Raw genomic sequence first — 25,492 nt, 5'->3', positions numbered from 1 at the left:
TTATTAAACTATAACAATGTTAATACAGGATTAATTTTGTGTGATTTTTTCAAGTTCTATATTGTAGAATATTTCTTCGCAAAATTCTTTATAGTGATTAAGTAGTTTCATTTTTGAAGTTTCTTGCATTAGAATTTTAAATTCTAATTTTTTTAATTTTCTAAGTTCATCCTTGAGCTCTTTATCTTTTGAAAACAATAAAAAATATTCTTTAAAGATGAGCTCATAAATTTCAAAAGTTCCATCGACAAGATAATTAATCGCTTTATCAAGATGCCGATTAGAGTCTTTAAAATTTAAAGGATTTAAAACCATGAAACAAAGATGAATCATGGCGAAGTGAAAATATTTAAGATGTTTTTCAGGTAAGGTGAACAAATCGCTTTTTTGAAAATTTTGAAGATTGTTAAAGTCAGAATTCAAGAAATGATAGCCAAAACAGTCATTGATATTTGAAATCAAATTTTTAATTTTTTGTTCTCCATCAAGTTTTTTTCTAAAGGCTACAAAATAAGCGAGAGCCTTGTAAAATATTTGAAAAAATTTAATATGTTTATTTTCTCTTAGACAAATAAGACTTAAATCTTTTGGAGAAGTGGAGTGCTCTTGCATATAATTATAAACTTTCAGGGAAATTTTATTTCTTACCTCAAGCAAGTAGCTCAAGTCTTTTTGTTTTAAAATTTGATAATAAAAAAATATAAAATCTTTAATTAAACCTTTATGATCTTTTTCAAATAATGAAATTTGAAAATCCACGCTAAGAAACTGATTGTAAAGATTAAAGTAATCGCATTCTAATTGTTGATAATTCAATATTTTATCCCACACTTAGCATAAAATTCTTTTAAAGCATGTTCTTTATCAGGCTGAGTTTTAATCCATTCTTCAAAGTGATTACACATATCCCATTCTTTTTGCTGAATTACTTCATAATTTTGCTCTATATCGTTTTCGCTTATATTTTTTCTGTGTATTTTGTTTAAAATTTTTTCACATACAGCCCTAGGATTTTCATTTTTATATATAGGCCTTCCCACAACGATATAATCACTCAAATTTTCTCTAGCCATTGCAAGATTAGCAACACGTTTTTGATCATCACTTGTTTCTCCAAAAGGACGAATTCCAGGAGTAAGGGTTAAGAAATTTGAACTTGTGTGCTCTTTAATTTTTTTGCTTTCAAAAACAGAGCATACCATACCATCAAGTCCATTTTCATAGGATATTTTTGAAAAATTAATTACAGCTTCTTCAATTTTTTGTCTATAAATACTAAAGAAATTTTCTTCATCAAAACTCGTAAGAGCAGAAACTGCTAAAACTAAAGGTCTTTTTGAAAATTTGCTAAGCCGTGTCATAACTTCTTGTATGGCTATTTTTCCAGCACTTGCGTGGATATTGATCATATCAACACCAAGTTTTGATACTTCTTCGCAAGCATCTGCCATAGTGTTGGGAATATCATGAATTTTAAGATCAAGAAATATTTTAAAATCATCAACTTTTTTAAGTTCTTCTATGAATTTAAAACCATCTCTTAAATATGCTCTTAAACCTACTTTTAACCATATGTCTAAATTTTTTAATTCTTTGGCAAGTTGTAAGCATTCTTCTTTTGTAGAAAGATCAAGTGCGACACAAAGCTTCATTTTTTAGCCTTTATTAAGGCATCTAAAACTCCATTTATAAATTTTGGAGAATTGTCATTAGCAAGTTCTTTAGCAAGTTCTATAGCCTCATTGATGACAATGGCGCTAGGAGTATCGGTAAAAAGTAACTCATAAGCTCCAAGTCTTAGTATAGCTCTTTCTACATGTCCTAAAGCTGTAATTTGATTATCATTTAGAAATGAATTTAAGGTTTCATCAATATTGTTTAAATTATCTAAAATTCCATTATATAAATTTAAAGTAAAATTTTTTTGTTCATTGCGTATTTTTTTTTCATTTAAAATTTCATCTACAAAAACATTGTTTTGAGAATTTAACTCAAAAGCATAAAGCAAGGAGATGACGCTTTGGCGAACTTGATGACGCGTTGCCATTAAAGCTCCTTGCTTAAATTTAACATCTCGATTACAGTTGTCATAGCTTCAAAGCCTTTATTGCCTGCTTTGCTTCCAGCTCTTTCTATGGCTTGTTCTATTGTATCTGTAGTTAAAACACCAAAGCTTACAGGGATATTATGATTTAAACTCACATTGGCTATGCCTTTGGTGGTTTCTGCTGAAACATAGTCAAAATGCGGAGTTGAGCCACGAATTACTGCACCTACGCAACAAATTGCATCAAATTTTTTGCTTTCTATAGCTTTTTTTAACGCATACGGAAGTTCAAAAGCACCAGGAACAAGTATAAGGCTTAGATTTTCCTCTTTGCCTCCGTGTCTTAAAAAAGCATCTTTTGCTCCTTCTACAAGGCGATCTGTGATGATATGATTAAATCTTGCATTAATGATAGCAATTTTTGTATTTGAGTCTAAATTTAATTTTCCTTCAATAATATTCATTTGTTTTCCTTTATGATATTTTGTATTTCTAGTAATGTATTAACGCAATTTTTAAGGCGTGTAAGATTAAGCATATTGGGTCCATCGCATAAAGCCTCGCAAGGATTAATATGTGTTTCAAAGAAAAAGCCATCTATGCCTACGGCTGCTGCCGCTCTTGCTAAAGGTTCTACAAATTCGCTTTTCCCTCCGCTACTTCCACCTGCAGCCCCTGGCATTTGTACGCTATGGGTAGCATCAAAAATAACTGGAGCAAATTCACGCATGATAACTAAAGAACGCATATCTACTACTAAATTTCCATAGCCAAAGCTAGCTCCTCTTTCAGCTACAAAAACACCATTTTTTTGAGCAGCTTCATAGCCTTCATCTTCTATACCACGGGTTTGTAGAACTTTTTTAACGCTGTATTTGATATCGCTTGGGTTTAAAAATTGTCCTTTTTTGATATTAACTTTTGCCTTAGTTTTTGCTGCAGCTACAAGTAAATCGGTTTGACGACATAAAAAAGCAGGAATTTGCAAGACATCAGCTACTTCACTTACAGGGTTTGCTTGATTGCTTTCGTGTATATCGGTTAAGATTTTCATACCAAATTCATCTTTTACGCTTTGTAAAATTTTTAATCCTTCTTCAAGACCAGGACCTCGAAAAGAATTAATACTTGTGCGATTGGCCTTATCAAAACTTGATTTGAAATAAAATTCTATATTTGGATTTTCATTAAAATTTTTTAACTGTTCAGCAACTTTAAAAATCAAATCTTTGCTTTCTATCACGCAAGGACCAGCAATGAGTATCATTTTTTTCATTTTTTTCCTTTGTTCTTAACTAAAATTAATCCACCAAAAATAATGCCTATTATACCTAAAAAAACCATAGTACTTGGTAAATTATCTCCCAAAATTATCCCAACTATCATACTAAATACTACATCAAGATAACTAACTCCGGCAACCACTCCTGCTTGTTTAGCGATACCATAAGCTTTAGTGACATGAATTTGATAAATGGTGCCTAAAGTTCCCATAATGGCAATGATAAGCCAAGCTGCAAGACTTGGCATCACAAAAGGCGCTAGAATGAAATCTAAATGTAAAGAATCAAGATGCTGTGGTTCAAAAAATTCAGCACTGATCATAGAAATTAAAGGCATTAAGGTTCCTAAAAGGATAAAAGAAAAGGCAATTTGTTCTGTAGTGTAAGATTTTCTAAGTTCTCTTACACTTGTAAGAGCTAAAGCGGCTAAAAATCCACTCGTGATACCTATAACTGAATTTTTTAAATCAAAGCCTGAATGATTTAAATTATGAGCCCAAGGCTGAGCGATTAAAAGTACTCCACCAAATGCTATTAAAATTCCTATCCAGCCTTTGATACCAATATTTTCTTTAAAAACAACAAAAGCTATTAAAGTAATAAAAATAGGAGCAGTTTTTTGAAAAGCAAAAGCTCCACCTAGTGTAATATTTGAAACATTATAGAAAAACATATATAGTGAAAGCGTGCCTACTACTCCACGAAATACCAAGAGCCAAAAATGCCCCCCTTCTTTATGCGCCTTAGATCGTTTTAAAAGATAGACTATGAAAAAAATTCCTATGATATTTCTAAAAAACATAATTTCTATAGAACTCATTTCCTTGCTAAGAATTTTTGCACAAGCTCCCATAAGTGCAAAATCCAAACATGCTAAAATCATGAAATAAATTCCTAAATTATGCTTGATTACTTTTAGCATTTTTTTCCTTGACTAAAATCTGGGTTAATTCTAGTCTTTTTTTGCTTAATATTAAGCCAAATTTTATATAATTTTAAAAATATAATTTTCTAGGAAAAAAATGCAAAGCATTATACTTATAGGTAAGCCAAATGTGGGAAAATCAAGCCTTTTTAATAGAATGGCAAGACAAAGAATAGCTATTACAAGTGATATTTCAGGTACAACTAGAGATACAAATAAAACAGAAATTCATATTAATTCAAAAAAAGCCATGCTTATTGATAGTGGAGGGCTTGATGAAAGTGATGAACTTTTTAAAAATGTGAAAAAAAACACTTTAAAAGTAGCCAAAGAAAGCGATATCATACTTTATCTAGTTGATGGGAAATTAGCGCCTGATGACGAGGATAGACAATTTTTTTATTCTTTAAAAAAACTTGGAAAACCTATAGCCTTAGTGATTAATAAAGTAGATAATAAAAAAGATGAAGAAAGGGCTTGGGAGTTTGCAAATTTTGGCGTAAAGGAAATCTTTAATCTTTCAGTAACCCATAATGTAGGCTTAGATGAACTTTATGAATGGCTTGAAAAATTTTTACATGAAGAGTTTTTAATCCCCGATGAAGAAGAAAATTTAGAAGATTTTTTAGAGTATTATGAAGAAGGAAAAGAATTTCAATTTAAAGAAGTCGATCAAAATCATATCAGAGTGGGTATTGTAGGGCGTGTAAATGTTGGAAAATCAAGTCTTTTAAATGCTTTGGTTAAACAAGAACGCAGTGTTGTAAGTTCTATTGCAGGAACTACTATAGATCCTGTTAATGAAAGTGTAGTTCATAAAGATAAAGTGATAGAATTTGTTGATACTGCAGGTATTAGAAAAAGGGGTAAAATTCAAGGACTCGAACGCTTTGCCCTGAATCGCACGGAAAAAATTTTATCTCATTCTCAAATAGCACTTTTGGTTTTAGATGCGCATGAGGGCTTTAACGAGCTTGATGAACGCATTGCTGGGCTTGTGGCTAAGCATTATTTGGGTGTGATTATTGTTTTAAATAAATGGGATAAAAGTGAGATGGATTTTGATAAGACTGTAAAAGAATTGCGTCTTGATCGTTTTAAATTTCTAGCTTACGCACCCGTGATTAGCGTATCAGCTTTAAGTGGAAAAAGGGTGCATGTTTTACTCGATAAAATTTTGCAAATTTTTGAAAATTTCACTCAAAAAATCCAAACTTCTAAGCTTAATACCTTGATAGAAAATGCCACAAGAGCACATCCTTTGCCGCATGATTATGGGAAATTGGTTAAAATTTATTATGCAGTACAATATGACTTAGCACCGCCAAAAATTGCACTTATTATGAATCGTCCTAAGGCCTTGCATTTTAGCTATAAGCGTTATTTACAAAATCAAATCAGAAAAGAATTTAATTTTGAAGGTGTGCCTTTAGTGATTGCTTCGCGTAAAAAGGGCAGTAAAGAAAATGATGAAAGCTAAAAATATCGTTTTTATAGGATTTATGGGTTCTGGAAAAAGCACTTTAGCAAGAGCTTTAGCTAAGGATTTAGATCTTGTTTTTTTAGATAGTGATTTTTTAATAGAACAAAAATTTAATCAAAAAGTCAGTGAAATTTTTGAACAAAAAGGGGAAAATTTTTTTAGAGAACAAGAGCAAAAAATGGCTGATTTTTTTAGTTCTTGTGAGAAAGCTTGTATTGCTACAGGTGGGGGTTTTGTTAATGTTTCAAATTTAGAAAAAGCAGGTTTTTGTATTTATTTAAAAGTAGATTTTGAATATTTAAAAAAGCGTTTAGACAAAGATGAAATTTCTAAAAGACCTTTATTTTATGATGAAATTAAAGCAAAAAAATTATATAATGAGCGTTTAAGCAAGTATGAACAAAAGGCAAATTTTATTTTAAATATAGAAAATAAAAATATAGATGAGCTTTTAAGCGAGATTAAAAAGGTGATAAAATGAGAGTATTAACAGGCCTTCAGCCAAGTGGCGATTTGCATATAGGTAATTATTTTGGTGCGATTAAGCAAATGGTAGATGCACAAGAAAAAAGCCAAATGTTTATGTTTATTGCTAATTATCATGCCATGACTTCTTCTCAAGATGGAGAAAAACTTAAACAAAATTCCTTAAAAGCTGCTGCAGCTTTTTTAAGCCTTGGTATAGATCCTCAAAAAAGCGTTTTTTGGTTGCAAAGTGATGTTAAGGAAGTTATGGAGCTTTATTGGATTTTATCGCAATTTACTCCTATGGGTTTATTAGAGCGTGCACATAGTTACAAGGATAAAGTTGCTAAGGGACTTAGTGCTTCACATGGGCTTTTTTCTTATCCTGTTTTAATGGCGGCAGATATTTTACTTTTTGATACACGAATTGTCCCTGTAGGAAAAGATCAAATCCAGCATGTTGAAATCGCACGCGATATTGCTTTAAAAGTTAATAATGAATGGGGTGAAATTTTTACCCTTCCAGAAGCGAGAGTTAATGAAGAAGTAGCTGTGGTTGTGGGTACTGATGGAGCAAAAATGAGTAAATCTTATCAAAATACTATAGATATTTTTAGCAGTGAAAAAACCTTAAAAAAACAAATTTCTTCCATAGTTACAGATAGTACCGCTTTAGAAGATCCAAAAGATCATGAAAACTGCAATATTTTTAAAATCGCAAAGCTTTTTTTAGATGAATCAGGGCAAAAAGAATTACAAATACGCTATGAAAAAGGTGGTGAGGGTTATGGACATTTTAAAATATATTTAAACGAGCTTGTAAATGCTTATTTTAAAGAAGCAAGAGAAAAATATAATGAGCTTTTAGAAAAGCCTTCGCATTTGAAAGAAATTTTGGATTTTGGTGCGACAAAAGCAAGAAAAATCGCCCAAGAAAAAATGCAAAAAATTTATGAAAAAATCGGACTTTAAGGAGTAGAAAATGCTAGATTTAAAAAATTTGCAAAATAATTTTGATGAAGTGGCTAAAAAGTTAAAAAATAAAAAAGTTGATGAAAATATCTTAAAAAAACTTGCTGAACTTTTTGCAAGTTTAAAAAAAGAAAAAACAGCTTTAGAAGAATTTCAAGCTTTTCAAAATAAATTCAGTAAAGAACTTGCTACAGCCGAAGATAAAGAAAGTTTAAAAGCAAAATTAAGCGAAAATAAAAGCAAAATTAATGAGCAAAGCGCTAAAGTAAATGCTTTAGAAAATGAGCTTGAAGAAATCGCTCATGCCATCCCAAATATCCCAGATGAATGTGTGCCTGTGGGTGAGGACGAAGATGAAAATGTGGAGCTTAAAAAAGTTTTAAATCCACCTAGCTTTGATTTTACTCCAAAAGAGCATTTTGAATTAGGAGAGAGTTTAAATTGGCTTGATTTTGTGCGTGGGGTAAAAATTTCACAAAGCCGTTTTTGTGTGCTTAAGAACGAAGGAGCTTTATTAAGCCGTGCTTTGGTAAATTATATGATAGATTTTAATAGAAGTCGTGGATTTGAATTTGTTAATGTACCTTTTTTGGTAAATGGTGCTACTATGTTTGGGACAGGTCAGTTGCCAAAATTTAAAGAAGATATGTATAAGGTAGATGATGAGGATTTGTATTTGATCTCAACTTCTGAAATTCCAGTAACCAATCTTTACAGCGGAGAAATTTTAGCTAGTGAAACTTTACCGATAAAAATGACTTGTTATAGTGCTTGTTTTAGAAAAGAAGCAGGCAGTGCAGGGCGTGATACAAGAGGTATTATAAGACAACACCAGTTTGAAAAAGTAGAGCTTGTAAGTATCACTAAACCTGAGCAAAGTGATAGCGTGTTTAATGAAATGCTTGAGTGTGCAAGTGATTTGCTGAGTTCTTTAGGTTTAGCGCATAGACATTTGATGCTTTGCACCGGAGATTTGGGTTTTAGTGCGGCAAAAACTGTAGATCTTGAAGTGTGGCTTCCAGGACAAAATAAATATCGTGAGATCAGCTCGGTTTCAAATTGTCGTGATTTTCAAGCAAGACGCGCTAAAATTCGCTATAAAAACGAACAAGGAAAAAATGAACTCGTTCACACTCTTAATGGCTCATCTTTGGCAGTAGGAAGAACCTTGGTAGCGATTATGGAAAATTATCAAGATAAAGAAGGAAAAATTCATATTCCTGATGCTTTGAAAAAATATTTTTAAAGAGTATAGATGGCTGAACAAGAAGATATAATACTAGAAAAACCCGAAGATGGCTTAAATCAACCAAGACTTGATGAGAGTTTAGAGGGATTTAAGGGGCAAGAGGGGCAAGCTCCAGAAGATGAAGAATTTGCATCATTGCCAGAAGAATTACCTCAAGAAAATAGTGATAGTGGTTTTAAATTTACAAGAGAAAGTGCGCCTGAAGATGTATCAACTTTTGAAGAAGTTGAAAGTCAAGAGCCTACGCCTTGGTATAAAGATCGTAAGTTTATGTCTCTTGTGGGTTTATCTTTGGGGATTATTTGCATTTTAGTTTTTACACTTTTTTATTTAACTTTTAGTGAAGGAAAAATTAAACCAGATATTATAGCTTCTAAGCCTTTAGAACAACCTGTTATTATGCCTGATGAATCATATAAATACAATGATATGCAAAGAATTGATGGTATGATCCAAAAAGCAAATGCTTTATATTTAAAGGGTGAGGTTGAACAGGCTTTAAAAGTTTATGAGCAAGTTGCCGTATATAACGAATCTTTATCTAATTATAATTTAGGCGTTTCTCAAATGAATGAGAATAAATTCCAAGAAGCTTTTGAAAGCTTCAAGAAAGCTATAGCCAATGGAGAAAATCAAAGTGTAGCTGCTATCAATGCTGCTGTTTGTGCTTTAAAGCTTAATGATAAGGAAAAATTTAGATATTATATTGATTTAGCTCAAGTGTATCTTCCAAAAGAAGGAAAATCAAAATTATATGATTATTATTTAAGCTTGATTAATTATTACAAAGGATATTACCCTGAGGCCTTGCAAATGTTACAAAGAACAGATGTGGAGCCGTATTCTGATGTTGCAAAGTATTTGTCTGCTAAAATTTATGCAAAAATGGACTTTGATTCCAAGGCTATACAGCAATTAAATTCTCAAGGTAATTTTGAATCTAGTTTATCTTTAGGTCTTTTATACGCTAGAATAGGAGAATATGCTAAAGCTAAAGTCGCTTTAAGTACAGCGATGAAAATTGAAAGAGATTTTAATCAGAGTTTAGCGGCTTTAACATTGGTTGATATTAAAACAGGAAATTATCAAGATATGTTAGCGCGCTTGCAAAATTCTTATGATAACGATAAAGATAGATATAAGATTTTAGATACTTATAAAATTCAAGTTCGTTTAAATAAGGATCTTTTTAATATAGCAGTTGCTCAAAATTCTTTTTCAAAAGATTTGCTAAAAAAACAAAAAGATCAATTCGATTTGCTTTTTTATTTTGCACCTTATCAGGTTTTTGATAGTAAGCAGGCTGCTTTATATATTAAAAAAGCTAATGTTACAGATTTCGTTGATGATAGTACTGATGCGGGAATTTATCTTAATATAAGCAAAGCTCTTTCATCTACCAATGTAAAAATTGCCAATATTATTAACTATGCATTAAATCAGAAGTTACGCCTTGCTAACCAAGAATTTCAAAAACTTATCAAGGATTATCCAGAACATAGTATTTTACATTATAATTTGGCTTTAACTTATGCCCAAATGCAAAATTATGAACTTGCTTATAAGCATTTTTCAAGTTCATATCATCTTAATCCTAAAAATTACTTAGCAGGTGCTTTTGCTATGTTTTGTGCAAAATTAATTGATATTGATACAACTAAACTTTACAATGAAATTCTTGATAATATAGCTGCTGATTCTAATTTTAAAGCTAATATGCAAAAAAGTATGTTATTTTTAGTTAATAATAATTATATTTCTATGCTTCCTTATTTAGATGAAATAAAAAAAGATACGCCTTTGAGTTTGATTTTTGAAGCTATTATTGCTAAAAATAATAACCTTAATAATCAAGTAGATGTGAAAATTGCTAAATTGCGTTCAGAGTTGCCTGAAGATATTTTGGCAAATATTTTGTATTTTAATTCTTTAAATTCAAATTTAAATATTAAAGAATATGCTCAAAATGCTCAAATTCATTTTAAAAATTTAAAACTTGATTATCGTAGTGTTTTTGGTGGGCCAAATATAGCTAGGGAATTTTATGTTAATTTAATGCATATTGCAGGGCTTTTAAATTTAGAAAGACAGAAATTTAAAGAGTTGATTAATGTTTCAGGAGCAAAAGATGAGGGTATTTTACAAACTTTAGCTTATTTGGATATTTTTGCACAGCAATACGAGGAGGCTTATGCGCTTTATAATTCTTTGATTGATGATTATGGAGCTAAAGATACTAAAACTTTATTTTTAGCAGCCGTAGCAGCCGTAGGTGCAAATAATCCAAATTCAGCTATAGCGCTTTTGCAGCTTTCTAAACTTACAGATAAAAATAACAAAGAGAGTAAAGCAGCTCTTGGTATGTTGTATCAAGAAGTAAAGAACTATGAAGCTGCGATATCTCAGTATAAAACTTTACCTAATAATTTTAAGAGTGAATTTTTTACTTTTGATATTAATAACAACTAAAAATGCTTAGAAATTTCTAAGCATTTTTAGTTAAGCTTGAAGATCTAGAGTTTTTCCGCCTAGTTCATCGATGCGATCGCTAACTTTTTTAAGTGCCGCATCTATTGTATCTTGACTGATTTGAGGAAGTTCTCCACCCCACATTTTTTCTGCTTGCTCAAATCCTTTTTTCATACCTTCAAGACCTTTTTTTAATTTTTCAACATCATCGCCACCGCCTTTAATAACAAAATCCGCGATGCGATTGGCTGTATTTTCCACTCCAAAAAAACCATCTTCACTTACAAGTTGTTGAAGTTCATCTGTATTCATATCAAGTGGATTTTTGCCACTGTAGCCTAAGGATGCAAAATCAATATTTGTAAGTATAGATTTCGCAGTATCTAAATTGGCACCATTTAAAAGACTATCTAGTCCAGTTTGGGCATTGCTCGAACCTATTACAGCATTCATTGTTTGCTGTTGAAACTGAACTAGGTAAATTTGTGTAATGCCTTTTCCACCAAGTGCATTTAATTTTTCAAGGGTATTTTTATCTACATCCTTGCTAGAATTAGCACTTTGAACATTTTTGTCTTTTGTGTTTTCCTTAGCATCATCTGCCTTCTTATTGCTAACTTGTGTTTGTGCCATGCTAGCGATATTTGAAAAAGTATTCACTTGCATATTTGCTCCTTTGTGTGAGGCTTTAATTTATATCGACTTTTGACTTAAAAAATTTATAAGGACATTAAATTCCTTATTTTCAAAGGAATTTAATGTTTTATTGTAGATAATAAGTAATTTGCTCTTTATTGAGAATGCGGATAAGATTGCTAGTGCCTTCTACCCCTGTTGGAAAGCCTGCAGTTAGAAGATAGCATTTATCTTCATCCATAAAACCTTTTTCAACACTTGATCTTACAGAGTCTTTTAATAATTCTGTAAGTTCATTACTTTTGTTAACTAAAATCGCAGGATTAACTCCCCAAACTATGCTTAAAGAGTTTAAGGTTTTTTCAGAATGTCCTACTGCTATGATTTCTATATTTGGACGATATCTCGCAATCTTAATAGCAGATTTTCCGCTACTTGTTAAAGAAAAAATAGCATCAGCGTTAAGATCTGTTGCAAGATGAGCTGAAGAACGCATGATTTTATCTGTATTGTCTAAATCATTAAAATCATTAAATTTGTTATATGGATAGCGTTTTTCTGTTTCTATTATAGTTTGACACATTATATCAACAGCGTTTGCAGGATCTGTACCAACGGCACTTTCTTCACTTAGCATTACTGCATCTGTTCCATCTAGAACAGCATTTGCAACATCTGAAATTTCAGCTCTTGTGGCGGTTTTGCTTTTGGCTAATGAAAAAAGCATTTGAGTCGCAGTAATAACAGGCTTAGAGGCATTGTTTGCTTTTTGTATGATTTCTTTTTGGATATTAGGAACTTTATAATAAGGTACCTCAATACCTAAGTCTCCTCTTGCAACCATTATACCATCGCTAGATTTAATAATCTCATCAATATTTTCTACTGCATCAAATTTTTCAATTTTTGCAAAAATAGATATTTTTGCGTTATTTTGTGCTAAAATTTCACGAACTTCATCAATATCGTGCGCATTTTGTACGAAAGATATTGCTAAAAAATCTACTTCATTTTTTATACCCCAAAGTAAATCATTTTTATCTTTTTGTGTAATAACATCAATATTGATTTTAGTATTCGGAAAATTAATACCTTTATTTGAGTTTAAAAAACCATCATTTTCTATAATGGTTTCAATTTTTTGATCATCTATGTTTTCTACTTTAGCACGAATTGATCCATCATATAGATAAATATATTCATCAATTTTTAACATATCTAAAATAGATTTTTGATTGATACTGATTTTATAATGATTTTGAGCAATCTTCTCCCCTAAAATTGTTTCACGATAAAAATCAAGTCTATCACCCTTTTTTAATTCAAATGGTTCTTTAAGTTCACCTGTACGAATTTTAGGACCACTAATGTCTTGTAAAATTCCAATACGAGTATGCAATTCTTTAGCTACTCTTCTTATGGTATCTAAGTTTTTTTTATGATACTCATGTGTTCCATGAGAAAAGTTTAAACGGAAAACATTTACACCATTGATAATCATTTGGCGTAGAATTTCTTCCTTTTCACTTGCTGGACCTACTGTGGCTACAATTTTTGTTTTTTTAAGCATGGTAAACTCCTTTTGAAATTATTGTAGCTAAAAATAGAAACAAAATGATTACAATAATTCTGAAGAAAATTTATCTTCGTTAAATTCCATTCCTAGGTAATTACATATAAGCTTTGCATCTCTTTCAGCATTTCCTAAACAACTTGTTGCCCCAGGACTTGGAGTCATATTGAAAATAATACCAGGGGTTTCTGTGATGCTTGCTTCACCTAGCATTAATTCTCCTTTAGTTTTATCAATAACTTGTGGTCTTACGCCTCCAAAACCTTTCGCATAATAAATATCGCTTGCTTTAAGACTTGGGACTATTTTTTTGGCATCTTTAACAAATAAGCTTTTATCAATAAAAGGTAGTTCAAAAAGATAATTATAAAAGATGTAATTTCTAATTGTTGCATCTTTAAACATATTAAAAGTTACTTTTAAAACAGTTTTATCAAGTTTTAGTGCTTCAAAAAATTCTGGAACTGATTTTAGACCATGATAACGTTCTAGTTTTGGAATAACAAGTGCAGTAGGTCCAAAGCGAGTGTTCATATCAGCAAGCAAATCAGGATCTCCATGAAGGGCTGCAAATGGAAGTTTAGGATTTTGCACCATATAAACTTTGCCATTTAAAAGTTTTTGTTTGGTTAAATAAAAACTTCCTGCAACAGGCCAACAAGACTTATCCATACCTAAGTTCATTTTATGTGCTAAATATAAAGAGTGCGCCCCAGCATTGACAACTACGCTTTTGGCATGGTATTCTTGATGATTTGAGGTTTTTAATATAAAAATATCATCTTTTTTTTCTATGTGAATAATTTCTTGATTAAAGCCAACGAAAGTATTTTTATTTTGTTTTTGGGCTTGTTCTATTAGATTTATACTCATTTTCCCAAAATCTACAGTTGTAAAAACCTCGCCGCTTTCAACACCCATGGCACAGATATTTTCAGGTCTATCTTGATTGCAATCTTCTCCTAAAACAACCTTGGGTTCAATTTGTTTGATTTTTGCTTTATCGAAAAATTTTATATAAGGATAAAGTTCTTTAAATTCTTCATAGCGTTTTTTCATATAATCACATTCTATATCTCCAACAGCTAGAGCCATTTTTTGATGAGAAAACATGAAATTATTTTGCGCATTTTGCATGAGTCCATATTTAACTATCATATCAGCTGTTCTTTTTACTTTTCGCGCTTTTTCTAAAGTATAATTGGTTTCAATATCTCCACAATGAATGGTTTGAGAATTACTCGTTCCCTTAGAATTTAATGTTGCAGCTGTATTATATTTTTCTATCAAAGCAATATTTTTAATATTTGTATATCTTGCAAGCTCGTAAAATAATGCTGCTCCCGAAATTCCAGCTCCGATGACAAGCACATCAAATTCTTGTTGACCCATTGTTTTTCCTTTTTTTATTTTAATAAACTTTTTTCTAAATAAAGTTTAATTGAATTTGTTTTACAAAAAGTTAAATTTCATTAAGGTTTGATATCAATGAGAATTTTTGTAACATTTTTAATAAAGTAAATTGGGATTTTCTTTTATAATCTTTTTCATTCCTCGAAAGATTAAAAGTTTATCATAAATTGCGTGATCGAAATAATTTGCTAAAAATTGTCCATCTCCACCAGTGAAATAAAGCTTTTTATTTTGAGCGGCATCTTTTATCAGTAGGTAAATTCCTTTAAAAACACCATAACTTAAAGCATCCATAGTTTTTTGCGGGAATGCATCAAGACTAACTTGAGTGTTAAATTCACTTTTTAATCGTGGTGAAATATGGCTATAAATTTTTTTATAATTTGCAATACCTGGTAAGATAAAACCACCAAGATGTATAGAATTAGAAATAATATCAATTGTAATAGCACTACCTGCATCTACAACAACCCCATCTTCAATAGTATAACAAGCTGCTATGCGATCGATTCCTAATCCTTGATAAATTGTATCAAATAAAAAATAAGGTTCAAGATTGATAAAATTTTTTTGATTTTTTAAATGTTCTTTGAGATGTTCATTGACATTGATATAAAAAATTTTTTGTTCATTTTTAAATTCTAAAAACTGATCTATACTAAGAGTAAAATATTTGTTATCATCTAGGAAATTAGCATTTGAATTCCCAATATCACAGAGCAACATAGATATTAAATCCTTTCATTTCTAGATGATTTTTTGCTTTAGAGCAAAGAGAAGCCATGCTAAAAAAATATTTGTTATTTATGTTAATTTGCTGTGCTAGATTTTCTAAAAATAAGGCATCTTTCATTAAAAATTTTGTTTTTCCTGTATACATAAAAAGAATGTTATTTTGATCTTTAGCACAAATATAACTTTTTTTTCTAGTCAACATACTTAAGTCATAGGGCTTTAAATTTAATTTTAAAGACTTTATTGTTTGTTCTAAAATTTTTATCATAACAAATCTAAAATTTTATCTCCGTAGTAAAATTTACCATTCCCCATGAAAGAAATTTTATCAATAGCTTCTGAAAGTTTAAATACTTGTGTATTATCTAAATTTAGATTCATTTTGATAAGATAGCCTGTTTTTTCAAAAATATATAAATAATTATTGTATATATTACTTTTTACAAAAATAGCAAATTCAAATTTTTTTTCCGCAATTTTTCTTAAGTTATAATCAGTTTTAATAATAGTGCCATCTTTTTCTAGTATAAAAATACCATCATCGCTAAGTGCAACATCTTTTATGTCAGCATCAAGATAAAGAGTTCTAGCGGGGCTTACAATAATGATTTTTTTAGCTGTTGCTGCTATAAGTTTATCTCCGATTACGCTTAGATGGATTACATTGTTGAAAAAATTTTCTGCCGAAATAACCACATCTTTAATGACTTGAAGATTGTTTCTTGAAAGAATTAAAATTTTGCCATCTAGCGTTGGATATACGATGATATTGTCTAAAAATATAGGATTAGCGGTACGACTGTCTTGAGCTGGAGCTGAGGTTAGGGTTTGACTAAATTTAATACCCAAAGAACGATTTGCAAGAACTATAGTATTATTTGCAAGTACAAGGGCTAAATCATCTCCATTAGAAGCTACTCCTACAACACTAGCGTCAAATTGAAAATTATAAATTTCATTATAAGAATTGTCAAAAATTTTTAAATTTCCATTATTATCTGCAGTAAAATATTCCCCATCTTGATAAGCTAGAAGCATATAATTTTTAGGAAGTTTAAACTTGTCTATGGAAATATTATTTTTTAAGATAGCTGTATTATTGCTAAGTTTTGCAGAAACTAGATTCCAATCAACGATTTTACTTTTTAAATTGCTATTATGACTTAAATCTCCATCGGTTTGTTTTGGTTCAAAATATTGTCTTTTGGTGCCACAAGCACATAGAAATATTAAACAAAATAGTGTTAAAAATATTTTTTTCATTGTGTAATGCCTTGATAATGTTTGAGATTTTTAGCTATTTGATTTAAACTTGAATTTTCTTTTATCTGAGAAAGTAAAACATTAGCTTCTTCGATTTTATTTTGCTCTAAAAGTTTGTAAGCTTCTAATAATTTATCATAATTTTTTAAAAATATTGATTTATCTCCTAAAGATAATGCAATAATATTTTTAAGTAAAGTGTTTGTTTGAGCATTATTATAAATTTGTTTTAGTTCATTTTGAAAGGCTGTATTATTAAGATCATTAATATTTTCTTTTAGTAAAAAGATAGTGTAAAGATTAGTATTTTTATTTTTAAGTTGTTCTAAAAGATTTTTATTGCTAGGATCTTGTATTAGATTGGCATAAATTTCATTTGTTTCTTTTGTTTTATAATCGTTTATTTTTGAGATTATAAAATTTCCAGCAAACCAAGCAACTAAAATTATCACAACAGCAGATATATAAAATTTATACTTGCGTATAAATCTCTCTCCTTTGATAAAATTTTCTATAAATTGTTCTTCTGTGTTAAGTTCATTTTTAACAGCTTTTAAATTATCTTTTAGTCCCAAAATTTATCCTTGAAAAAATATTTTTATTTTTGTATAGAAAAATTATGATATTGTATCATATAAATTGCAAAATATCCTAAACAATTTAAAGCTTTTTATGATATAATTTTCAAAATTTTAACTTTTTTATTAAGGTTTAAGAAATGCAAATAGATGAGAAATTATTAAGCAAGCTTGAAAAATTAAGTGCTTTACAAATAACAAAAAACAGAAATGAAACTATTGCACAGTTAAGTGAAATTGTGAATTTTGTTGAAAAATTAAACGAACTTGATTTAGATTCCCAAGAGATTACTGTGAGTACTATAAAAGGTGGAGCTCCTTTGAGGATTGATGAGATAAGAAATAGCAATGTTATTGATGAGGTTTTAGATTGTGCTCCAAAAAAACAAGAACATTTTTTTGTTGTTCCTAAAATCATAGAATGATTAACTTAGCATTTAGTGCTTATTTGTAGAATAAATTTAAAACAAAAAAAATCAGAGAGTGATTGAAATGAATTTTTATTGGTTTGATGCTTTTATTTTAGGATTTACCTTGCTTTTAGGGCTTAAGGGTATTATCAATGGTTTGATAAAAGAAATTTTTGGACTTTTGGGTATTATTGGTGGTGTTTTTATTGCTTCAAAATATGCAACTCAAGCAGCTGAATTTATACAAAGTACTTTTTATAAGATAGAAAATCAAAGCTTAGCTGGATTTGCTGGATTTTTAGCCATATTAATTATTTTTTGGATAGTTTGTTTATTGGTGGGTAATTTTCTTTCTAGGTTGATTAAATTAAGTGGCCTAGGTTTTTTAGATCGTATTGGTGGCTTTATATTTGGTGGAGCAAAAATCTTTTTAATTTTTGCAATTTTAGTTTTTTGTGTGGCAAGAATTGATTTTTTAAATGATAAATTAGATAATTTTGCTAAAAATAGCTATACTTTAAATTTACTTAAAGAAACGGGATCTTTTATTATGAATCAACCTTTAACAGAAAATAGTCTAGATCATGCTAGTGAAAAGTTGCAAGATATTGTAAGTGATTTAAACAATACTCAAAAAGGGGAGTGATATGCTGATAGAAAATGTGGAATATGATGTTTTACTTGAGAGATTTAAAAAAATATTAAGACAAGGCGGACTTAAATATACCAAGCAAAGAGAAGTACTTTTAAAAACTCTTTATCACAGTGATACTCATTACACACCCGAAAGTTTATATATGGAAATCAAACAAGCTGAACCTGATTTAAATGTAGGAATTGCAACTGTTTATCGTACTTTAAATTTACTTGAAGAAGCAGAAATGGTAACTTCCATTTCTTTTGGTTCAGCAGGTAAAAAATATGAGCTTGCTAATAAACCTCACCATGATCATATGATATGTAAAAATTGCGGAAAAATTATAGAGTTTGAAAATCCTATTATAGAAAGACAGCAAGCCTTGATTGCAAAAGAACATGGTTTTAAACTTACAGGGCATTTGATGCAGCTTTATGGTGTTTGTGGTGATTGTAATAATCAAAAAGCAAAGGTAAAAATATAAATGTTTGATAATATTTTAGAGCAGCAAAGAATAGAAAAAGCTAAAGAGTTAAAAAAATTAGGGATTAATCCTTATCCTCATTTTTTAGAAAAGGAAATGTCTTTAAAGACTTTTAAGGATAAATTTTCTTATATTTTAGAGCAAGTTGAAAAAAGAGATGAAAGTGTCAATGCTGTTGTTGCAGGACGTTTGAAACTTTTGCGTATAGCTGGGAAATCAATTTTTGCAAACATTGAAGATGAGGATACAAATTTACAAATTTATTTTAGTAAAGATAGCGTAGGCGAAGAGCTTTATACGATTTTAAAAAAGAATTTAGAGGTGGGTGATATTGTTTTGGTTAAAGGTTTTCCTTTTGTAACTAAAACAGGTGAATTTAGTTTGCATGCAAGCGAAGTAAAACTCGCTACAAAAGCTATTGTTCCTTTACCTGAAAAATATCATGGATTAACAGATATTGAGCAAAGATATCGTAAACGTTATGTTGATATGATAATGAATGTCGAAGTTAGAAAAGATTTTTTAGTGCGTTCTAAAGTGGTGAGTTTAATCCGTCATTTTTTTGAAAATAAAGGCTTTTTAGAAGTAGAAACTCCTATGATGCATCCGATTGCAGGTGGAGCAAACGCTAAGCCTTTTGTAACTTTTCATAATTCTTTAGGCGTAGAAAGATTTTTAAGAATTGCTCCAGAACTTTATCTTAAAAGACTTATAGTAGGTGGTTTTGAGGCGGTTTTTGAAATCAATCGTTGTTTTAGAAACGAAGGTATGGATTTAACTCATAATCCCGAATTTACAACTATAGAATTTTATTGGGCCTATCATAATTATAAAGATTTAATGGATTTAACCGAAGAACTTTTTGCTTTACTTTTGGATAAACTTAATTTAGGAAAAACAATAGAATTTGATGGAAAAATGATAAATTTTTCCAAACCTTTTGAAAGAATAACCTATAAAGACGCACTTTGTAAGTATGGTGGTTTAGATAGGGATTTAATCGAAGATAAGGAAAAAATTCTTACTAAATTAAAAGCAGATGGTTTTGAAGCGAATGAAAAGCTTGAACTTGGACATTTGCAAGCTGAACTTTTTGACAATTATGTGGAAGAAAAATTGATCAATCCTACTTTTGTGATTGATTTTCCTATTTCCATAAGTCCTTTATCAAGACGTAGCGATGAGGATTCTCAGATTGCTGAGAGATTTGAGTTGTTTATTTGCGGAAGAGAATTGGCAAATGGTTTTAATGAGCTTAATGATCCTCTTGATCAATATGAGAGATTTTTAAAACAAATTGAAGCTAAAAATGCAGGCGATGAAGAGGCTTGTGAAATGGATGAAGATTTTGTAAATGCTTTGGGTTATGGAATGCCTCCAACGGCAGGGCAGGGCATAGGTATAGATAGACTTGTTATGCTTTTGACAAATAAAAAATCCATTCGTGATGTGATATTGTTTCCTGCAATGCGTCCATTAAAATCAGAACTAAAGGAGAAAGAATGAGTTTAGAAATGTTTGATAAAGAAATTTTTGATTTAACAAACAAAGAGTTAGAGCGTCAATGCGAAGGTCTTGAAATGATAGCGAGTGAAAATTTCACTTTACCTGAAGTAATGGAAGTTATGGGAAGTATCTTGACGAACAAATACGCAGAAGGTTATCCAGGTAAAAGATATTATGGTGGTTGTGAATTTGTTGATGAGATTGAAACTCTAGCTATTGAAAGATGTAAAAAACTTTTTAATTGTAAATTTGCTAATGTTCAGCCTAATTCAGGTTCTCAAGCTAATCAAGGTGTTTATGCGGCTTTGATTAATCCAGGTGATAAAATTTTAGGAATGGATTTAAGTCATGGTGGACATTTAACTCATGGTGCAAAAGTAAGTTCTTCGGGTAAAATGTACGAAAGTTGTTTTTACGGCGTAGAACTTGATGGAAGAATTGATTATGAAAAAGTAAGAGAAATTGCTAAAAAAGAAAAGCCAAAATTAATAGTTTGTGGAGCTAGTGCTTATGCAAGAGTGATTGATTTTGCTAAATTTAGAGAAATCGCTGATGAAGTAGGCGCCTATCTTTTTGCTGATATAGCACATATTGCAGGTCTTGTTGTAGCAGGTGAGCATCCAAGTCCTTTTCCACACGCTCATGTAGTAAGTTCAACTACGCATAAAACTTTGCGTGGCCCAAGAGGTGGTATTATTATGACAAATGATGAAGAGCTTGCTAAAAAAATTAATTCTGCCATTTTTCCAGGTATTCAAGGTGGTCCTTTGATGCATGTAATTGCTGCAAAAGCAGTAGGATTTAAATTTAATCTTAGCGATGAGTGGAAAGTTTATGCAAAACAAGTAAGAACCAATGCTCAAGTTTTAGCTAATGTTTTAATGGATAGAAAATTTAAACTTGTTAGCGATGGAACGGATAATCACCTTGTTTTAATGAGTTTTTTAGATCGTGAGTTTAGCGGAAAAGATGCAGATTTAGCTCTTGGAAATGCAGGTATTACTGCAAATAAAAATACCGTTCCAGGAGAGATTAGAAGTCCTTTTATCACAAGTGGATTAAGACTTGGAACTCCAGCCCTTACTGCCAGAGGTTTTAAAGAAAAAGAAATGGAAATTGTGTCAAATTATATTGCAGATATTTTAGATGATGTTAATAATGAAAAATTACAAAAGAATATTAAACAAGAATTAAAAAAACTTGCAAGTAATTTTATTATTTATGAAAGGGCTATGTTTTGATTTCACCAATGGATATGTCGCTAATTAAAATAATTGGCGATCATTATTATATAAGACGCGATAAAATTGTAAATAAAATTACACATAGAGGTCGCTTATTTTTTGATAAATTTGAAAGAGTTGATGCTCCTTTAAATTTAAATGTCATGAGAGAACACGCTGCTAAAAAAATTGTTGTTGCTCATGATTTAATAACAAAAGATAATAAAGTAGAAAATATTGTCTTTGATTATAATGGTTTTAATGCTGAAAGATTTTATCACCGTGCACAACTTATTTTAAGAGAAGAAGGTTTTATAAATTTCACAGCCTATAAGACTAAAACTCCAGGACATTTACATCTTTATATTCATAAAGGACATACGGCGTTAAACGAAGGTTATTCTTTAGCGTCTAAACTTTCAATGATGTTTGCAAGTAAAATGCCAGTAGAATGGAAGGTGTTTCCTAGCATGGATGTACCTAGGGAATTTAATATTTTAATATTGCCTTATGAGGTTTATCAAAAAGAACGAGGAAGTTCTTGGTCTAAGCATATGTAAGAAAGGACAAATTATGGAAAATCAAAAAAATGAATTTGATGATATTATTTTAGAAAAAAGTAATAAAAGTGAAAAAGTAAAAAAAATTCTTTTACGAGTTATTGCTTTAGTTATTTTGTTTTTAGCTATCATGATAGTTATGAAGCTTATTAATGGTAGTGGTGATGAAAATACGCAAAATCAAAGTGTATTGCCAAGTGAACCTATAGCAACTCAAGACAATAACAATGATACTTCTTTTGAAAGTATGCCAATTACAGATAATACTTCAGCAGAAGATCAATTTGAGGCATTAAGAAAACAATTTCAAGATGAACAAAATACAACTCAAAATACAACAACCTCTAGTTTAAATAACAATGATAGCACAAATTTTGCTATGCCTGATCAAGAAGTTCCAGCAGAACCAACAGCAACTACTTCAGAAAATACCACTCCACAAGCAAGTGCTCCTAAACAAGAAGTAAAACAAACTGCAAAACCTAAAGAAGAAGCAAAAAAACAAATAGCTGTAAAAAAAGAAAAAGAAAGTGCAAAACAAACCCCTAAAAAAGAACAAAATGCAAATGATTTATTTAAAAATGTTGATGCTAAACCTGTACATCCAAGTGGTTTAGCATCGGGTATTTATGTGCAAATTTTCTCAGTAAGTAATTTGGATCAAAAATCAAAAGAACTTGCTTCTGTAAAGCAAAAAGGTTATGATTATAAACTTTATAAAACTACAGTTGGAGGTAAAGAAATTACCAAGGTTTTAATAGGACCATTTGAAAAGGCAGATATTGCAGCAGAACTTGCTAAAATCCGTAAGGATATTGCAAAAGATGCTTTTTCTTTTACTTTAAAATGAAATTTTTAGCAGTTATAGGCGATCCTATTTCTCACTCTAAATCGCCTAGAATGCATAATAATGCTATTAAAGCCTTAGGGCTTGATAGCATTTATACACGCTATCATTTAAGAAATGCTAACTGTTTAAGAGAAGATTTTTTTAAATTAGGACTTAGTGGAGCTAATATTACTTTGCCTTTTAAGGAAAAAGCTTTAGATATTGCTGATGTGAAGGATGATTTTGCTAGAAATATTGGCTCTGCAAATACTTTATGCTTAAAAGAAGATAAAATTTACGCTTATAATACTGATGCTTTAGGTTTTTTAGAAGCTATTAAGGATTTTGATAATATAAAAAAAGCTTTGATTTTGGGTGCTGGAGGTACAGCTTTGGCGCTTGCTTATGCATTAAAACAAAAAGGCGTAGAAGTGTATATAGCTAATCGTAGTAAAGAAAGATTTAAAGATTTTTTAGCTTATCCAACTTATCTTTATAAAAACTTGCAAGATTTTGACTTTGATTTGGTTATAAATTCAACTTCTGCTGGATTAAAAGATGAAAATTTACCTTGTGATAGAGAGCTTTTAGATAGAATTTTACCTAAAGCTAAATTTGCTTTTGAGGTAATTTATGGCAGAGAAACACCTTTTTATAGATTATGTAAAGAGTATCATTTAAAAATTAAAGATGGACTTGATATGCTTTTATGGCAAGGAGTTTTTGCTTTTGAACTTTTTTTTGAAATACAAGATAAAAGAGAGATGATAAAAAATGCAATGCAACAGGCATTGATTTTAAAGTAGAATGATAGTTATTTTTCTTGTATAAGAAAATCTTATTTTTTGTGTGAGAAAGTTTAATTTTCCCACAAGTTTTATCATTCAAATATTTCTACCCCATCTTGATTTTTACTTTGATTATTTTGATTTGTTGAAGATGGATTTGTAGGAATATTTTGTGTAGGCGTGTTTTCAATTGTATTATTTTGATTAGAATTTGTTTGAGGTAAGCTTTCTTCAAAGGTAGCATCGCCATCAAAACTATTAAAACCACTGTTTGTATTAGGTATAGTTTTGCCTATGTCTGTTGCTTTTGGTAGATTGTTATAAAGTGTATTTAATGTATTTTTATAAAAAGCTAAAAAACTTTTATCAATTTCAAAAGCAGGTTGCTCTAAACCTTTATTGAGTTGAGTTGGTACGGTAGAGATAGTAGTTTTAAACATATTAACCCCATCATCATTTTTAATAGGATAGTTAAGCGCAACTAAAGAATCTAGTTTAGTGCTACTTGAAAGATTGGTTGAATTTTGTGGATTGTGTGCATCTATAAAATCTATTTTACCTTTAAAATTTATACCTAAATTGGATTTTACATAATCTCCACTCATAAAATTGCTTGTTTTTTGTGCATTTTTTTCTTCCGTATAAATACTGATTGAACTTTTAAGAGTGTAGTCTGGATTAGTAGTAACTATTTTATAGCCTTTTAGTTGAGCGATGGTTTTGATCTGCTCTTCTAAATTTTGTTTTAAAAGATCAATTTCTTTTTCTATGCGAATTTTAAGCACTGAATTTTCAAAATAATCAGAATAATTGTTATTTTGTTCTATATTAATAGGCTCAAGAGCAATGCTTACTCCAGAATCAATAGGTTCAACCTTTGTTGGAACTTGGGGTTTAAAATTTGGCATAGAAACATTGACAAAATTACTGCTTGTACCCCCACAAGCTGCTAAAATTAACATACTACTAGCAAGTAAAATATATTTTTTCATTTTTTACCTTTATTTAATGTGTTTGTGTTAATTATAGCAAGTTAAAGTTTTTTTGTTATATTTTTATAAAAGAAAATTAGGAAAGATATATGGAATTTTGGCAGCATATTTATTCAAATTTTAATGTTATAGCTTTTAGCATCTTTGGTTTAAAGGTGCATTGGTATGGCATTATGTATGTTATAGCTTTGCTTTTGGCTTTGCTTTTGGCTAAATTTTTTGTAAGAAAATTTCAACTAGACATTAATGAAAAACATTTGGATAGTTATTTTATATGGGTTGAAATAGGGGTTATTTTAGGTGCAAGGCTTGGATATATTTTGATTTATGATGCAAATACTATGTATTATATTACTCATCCTTGGCAAATTTTTAATCCTTATATTAATGGTGAATTTGTAGGTATTCGAGGTATGAGTTATCATGGAGCAATTATAGGATTTTTGATAGCTACTTTATTGTTTTGTAAAAAATATAAAACAAATCCTTGGATTTTTCTTGATTTGGTTGCTTTAAGTGTTCCATTGGCTTATGTTTTTGGTCGTATAGGAAATTTTTTAAATCAAGAGCTTTTTGGTCGCATTACAAATGTGCCTTGGGGAATTTATGTTGATGGAGTATTGCGCCATCCATCGCAACTTTATGAAGCATTTTTAGAAGGTATTGTTGTTTTTATTATAGTTTATTTAGCAAGATTTAAGCAAAGTTTTCAAGGGGAATTGATTCTTGTGTATGCTGGTGCTTATTCATTGGCAAGATTTATATGTGAATTTTATCGCGAGCCTGATTTTGGTATAGGTTTTGTTTTATGGGGTATGAGTATGGGGCAAATTTTAAGTTTTATAATGTTTATAACAGCTTTGTTAGTTTATATTTGTATAAAGTTTAAAAAAGTAAATATTTAATCTATCTTAAAGACTTTTGTAATATAATGAAATGGATTTTTTTAATTTCTTTTTACAAAGGAGTAAA

28 protein-coding genes are annotated in these 25,492 nt (G+C 30.1%); 14 read left to right on the top strand and 14 right to left on the bottom strand.

Features of this window, described 5'->3' with window-relative positions; translation table 11 throughout:
• Window positions 1-30 precede the first annotated feature (30 nt).
• Genes FBF10_RS00255 through FBF10_RS00230 form a run of 6 tightly spaced genes read right to left on the bottom strand, consistent with a single transcriptional unit; the run spans window position 31 to window position 4,252 of the window.
• Window positions 31-816: a hypothetical protein gene (locus tag FBF10_RS00255; RefSeq protein ID WP_002888372.1), complete on the bottom strand. Its 786-nt coding sequence runs from the start codon at window positions 814-816 to the stop codon at window positions 31-33.
• On the bottom strand, window positions 813-1,652 hold the full coding sequence (gene pyrF, locus FBF10_RS00250) for an orotidine-5'-phosphate decarboxylase (RefSeq protein WP_002860283.1): 840 nt from the start codon (window positions 1,650-1,652) through the stop codon (window positions 813-815). The genes FBF10_RS00255 and pyrF overlap by 4 nt, the downstream gene beginning before the upstream one ends.
• Window positions 1,649-2,047 (bottom strand): transcription antitermination factor NusB, encoded by a 399-nt coding sequence (gene nusB, locus FBF10_RS00245; protein WP_165433886.1) that lies wholly within the window; start codon window positions 2,045-2,047, stop codon window positions 1,649-1,651. The genes pyrF and nusB overlap by 4 nt, the downstream gene beginning before the upstream one ends.
• Window positions 2,047-2,511, bottom strand: a complete 465-nt coding sequence (gene ribE / locus FBF10_RS00240; RefSeq protein WP_002854278.1) for a 6,7-dimethyl-8-ribityllumazine synthase — start codon at window positions 2,509-2,511, stop codon at window positions 2,047-2,049. Before ribE ends, nusB begins: the two co-directional genes overlap by 1 nt.
• Complete coding sequence (gene kdsA, locus FBF10_RS00235; RefSeq protein WP_002854449.1) at window positions 2,508-3,323, bottom strand: 3-deoxy-8-phosphooctulonate synthase; 816 nt, start codon at window positions 3,321-3,323, stop codon at window positions 2,508-2,510. The genes ribE and kdsA overlap by 4 nt, the downstream gene beginning before the upstream one ends.
• Window positions 3,320-4,252, bottom strand: coding sequence for a DMT family transporter (locus tag FBF10_RS00230; RefSeq protein ID WP_002860282.1), 933 nt, complete (start codon window positions 4,250-4,252; stop codon window positions 3,320-3,322). Before FBF10_RS00230 ends, kdsA begins: the two co-directional genes overlap by 4 nt.
• 100 nt (window positions 4,253-4,352) lie before the next feature.
• Here FBF10_RS00230 and der point away from each other — a divergent pair, with 100 nt between their 5' ends.
• The 5 genes from der to pflB are packed head-to-tail and all read left to right on the top strand — an operon-like array spanning window position 4,353 to window position 10,893.
• Window positions 4,353-5,735 carry a ribosome biogenesis GTPase Der gene (der, locus tag FBF10_RS00225; protein ID WP_002888375.1) on the top strand — a complete coding sequence of 461 codons (1,383 nt, stop codon included), beginning with the start codon at window positions 4,353-4,355 and terminating at the stop codon, window positions 5,733-5,735.
• Entirely contained in the window at window positions 5,722-6,219 is a 498-nt protein-coding gene (locus FBF10_RS00220; protein ID WP_079263719.1) for a shikimate kinase, read from the top strand. The genes der and FBF10_RS00220 overlap by 14 nt, the downstream gene beginning before the upstream one ends.
• On the top strand, window positions 6,216-7,175 hold the full coding sequence (trpS, locus tag FBF10_RS00215) for a tryptophan--tRNA ligase (RefSeq protein WP_002858719.1): 960 nt from the start codon (window positions 6,216-6,218) through the stop codon (window positions 7,173-7,175). The genes FBF10_RS00220 and trpS overlap by 4 nt, the downstream gene beginning before the upstream one ends.
• A 10-nt stretch (window positions 7,176-7,185) precedes the next feature.
• Window positions 7,186-8,421 (top strand): serine--tRNA ligase, encoded by a 1,236-nt coding sequence (serS, locus tag FBF10_RS00210; protein ID WP_020246871.1) that lies wholly within the window; start codon window positions 7,186-7,188, stop codon window positions 8,419-8,421.
• 9 nt (window positions 8,422-8,430) lie between these two features.
• Window positions 8,431-10,893 (top strand): motility protein PflB, encoded by a 2,463-nt coding sequence (gene pflB / locus FBF10_RS00205; RefSeq protein WP_020246872.1) that lies wholly within the window; start codon window positions 8,431-8,433, stop codon window positions 10,891-10,893.
• A 30-nt stretch (window positions 10,894-10,923) separates the two neighbouring features.
• On the opposite strand, the gene FBF10_RS00200 is transcribed toward pflB, so the two are convergent.
• The 7 genes from FBF10_RS00200 to FBF10_RS00170 all read right to left on the bottom strand — a co-directional run bounded on the left by FBF10_RS00200 (window position 10,924) and on the right by FBF10_RS00170 (window position 17,088).
• The gene (locus FBF10_RS00200) at window positions 10,924-11,559 is read right to left on the bottom strand and encodes a hypothetical protein (protein ID WP_002860276.1); all 636 of its coding nucleotides are present in this window, start codon (window positions 11,557-11,559) and stop codon (window positions 10,924-10,926) included.
• A 97-nt stretch (window positions 11,560-11,656) separates the two neighbouring features.
• On the bottom strand, window positions 11,657-13,099 hold the full coding sequence (pyk, locus tag FBF10_RS00195; RefSeq protein WP_002860275.1) for a pyruvate kinase: 1,443 nt from the start codon (window positions 13,097-13,099) through the stop codon (window positions 11,657-11,659).
• 48 nt (window positions 13,100-13,147) lie between these two features.
• Entirely contained in the window at window positions 13,148-14,494 is a 1,347-nt protein-coding gene (locus FBF10_RS00190) for an FAD-dependent oxidoreductase (RefSeq protein WP_002859474.1), read from the bottom strand.
• Between the two features lie 117 nt (window positions 14,495-14,611).
• Window positions 14,612-15,241 carry a type III pantothenate kinase gene (locus FBF10_RS00185; protein ID WP_002854234.1) on the bottom strand — a complete coding sequence of 210 codons (630 nt, stop codon included), beginning with the start codon at window positions 15,239-15,241 and terminating at the stop codon, window positions 14,612-14,614.
• A complete protein-coding gene (locus tag FBF10_RS00180) occupies window positions 15,228-15,518 on the bottom strand; it encodes a hypothetical protein (protein WP_002859475.1) in 291 nt (96 codons plus the stop codon). Before FBF10_RS00180 ends, FBF10_RS00185 begins: the two co-directional genes overlap by 14 nt.
• Entirely contained in the window at window positions 15,515-16,513 is a 999-nt protein-coding gene (locus FBF10_RS00175) for a hypothetical protein (RefSeq protein WP_002859476.1), read from the bottom strand. Before FBF10_RS00175 ends, FBF10_RS00180 begins: the two co-directional genes overlap by 4 nt.
• Window positions 16,510-17,088, bottom strand: coding sequence for a hypothetical protein (locus tag FBF10_RS00170; protein ID WP_165433885.1), 579 nt, complete (start codon window positions 17,086-17,088; stop codon window positions 16,510-16,512). The genes FBF10_RS00175 and FBF10_RS00170 overlap by 4 nt, the downstream gene beginning before the upstream one ends.
• 143 nt (window positions 17,089-17,231) lie before the next feature.
• Here FBF10_RS00170 and gatC point away from each other — a divergent pair, with 143 nt between their 5' ends.
• From gatC to FBF10_RS00130, 8 genes are all read left to right on the top strand, one after another.
• Entirely contained in the window at window positions 17,232-17,516 is a 285-nt protein-coding gene (gatC, locus tag FBF10_RS00165) for an Asp-tRNA(Asn)/Glu-tRNA(Gln) amidotransferase subunit GatC (protein ID WP_002858734.1), read from the top strand.
• A 67-nt stretch (window positions 17,517-17,583) separates the two neighbouring features.
• Window positions 17,584-18,147 (top strand): CvpA family protein, encoded by a 564-nt coding sequence (locus tag FBF10_RS00160; RefSeq protein WP_002869932.1) that lies wholly within the window; start codon window positions 17,584-17,586, stop codon window positions 18,145-18,147.
• Between the two features lies 1 nt (window position 18,148).
• Entirely contained in the window at window positions 18,149-18,622 is a 474-nt protein-coding gene (locus FBF10_RS00155) for a Fur family transcriptional regulator (protein WP_002854230.1), read from the top strand.
• The gene (gene lysS, locus FBF10_RS00150; protein WP_002869930.1) at window positions 18,623-20,128 is read left to right on the top strand and encodes a lysine--tRNA ligase; all 1,506 of its coding nucleotides are present in this window, start codon (window positions 18,623-18,625) and stop codon (window positions 20,126-20,128) included.
• Window positions 20,125-21,369, top strand: coding sequence for a serine hydroxymethyltransferase (locus FBF10_RS00145; RefSeq protein ID WP_002859480.1), 1,245 nt, complete (start codon window positions 20,125-20,127; stop codon window positions 21,367-21,369). The genes lysS and FBF10_RS00145 overlap by 4 nt, the downstream gene beginning before the upstream one ends.
• Entirely contained in the window at window positions 21,366-21,911 is a 546-nt protein-coding gene (locus FBF10_RS00140) for a DUF1882 domain-containing protein (RefSeq protein ID WP_002859481.1), read from the top strand. Before FBF10_RS00145 ends, FBF10_RS00140 begins: the two co-directional genes overlap by 4 nt.
• A 13-nt stretch (window positions 21,912-21,924) precedes the next feature.
• Window positions 21,925-22,761 (top strand): SPOR domain-containing protein, encoded by an 837-nt coding sequence (locus tag FBF10_RS00135; RefSeq protein ID WP_002869928.1) that lies wholly within the window; start codon window positions 21,925-21,927, stop codon window positions 22,759-22,761.
• Window positions 22,758-23,546, top strand: a complete 789-nt coding sequence (locus FBF10_RS00130) for a shikimate dehydrogenase (RefSeq protein ID WP_002858718.1) — start codon at window positions 22,758-22,760, stop codon at window positions 23,544-23,546. The genes FBF10_RS00135 and FBF10_RS00130 overlap by 4 nt, the downstream gene beginning before the upstream one ends.
• A 74-nt stretch (window positions 23,547-23,620) precedes the next feature.
• Here the strand turns inward: FBF10_RS00130 and FBF10_RS00125 are convergent, their stop codons facing one another.
• Complete coding sequence (locus tag FBF10_RS00125; protein ID WP_002859484.1) at window positions 23,621-24,520, bottom strand: membrane lipoprotein lipid attachment site-containing protein; 900 nt, start codon at window positions 24,518-24,520, stop codon at window positions 23,621-23,623.
• A gap of 89 nt (window positions 24,521-24,609) precedes the next feature.
• Between FBF10_RS00125 and lgt the strand changes: the two genes are divergently transcribed.
• Window positions 24,610-25,425 carry a prolipoprotein diacylglyceryl transferase gene (lgt, locus tag FBF10_RS00120; RefSeq protein ID WP_002854600.1) on the top strand — a complete coding sequence of 272 codons (816 nt, stop codon included), beginning with the start codon at window positions 24,610-24,612 and terminating at the stop codon, window positions 25,423-25,425.
• The last annotated feature ends 67 nt before the right edge of the window (window positions 25,426-25,492 follow it).

Origin of the sequence: Campylobacter sp. CFSAN093249 (assembly GCF_011067895.1) — a bacterium.
GTDB classification, from domain to species: domain Bacteria; phylum Campylobacterota; class Campylobacteria; order Campylobacterales; family Campylobacteraceae; genus Campylobacter_D; species Campylobacter_D jejuni.
The sequence above is the reverse complement of the archived record's forward strand: the minus strand, read 5'-3'. Positions and strand labels throughout refer to the sequence as shown.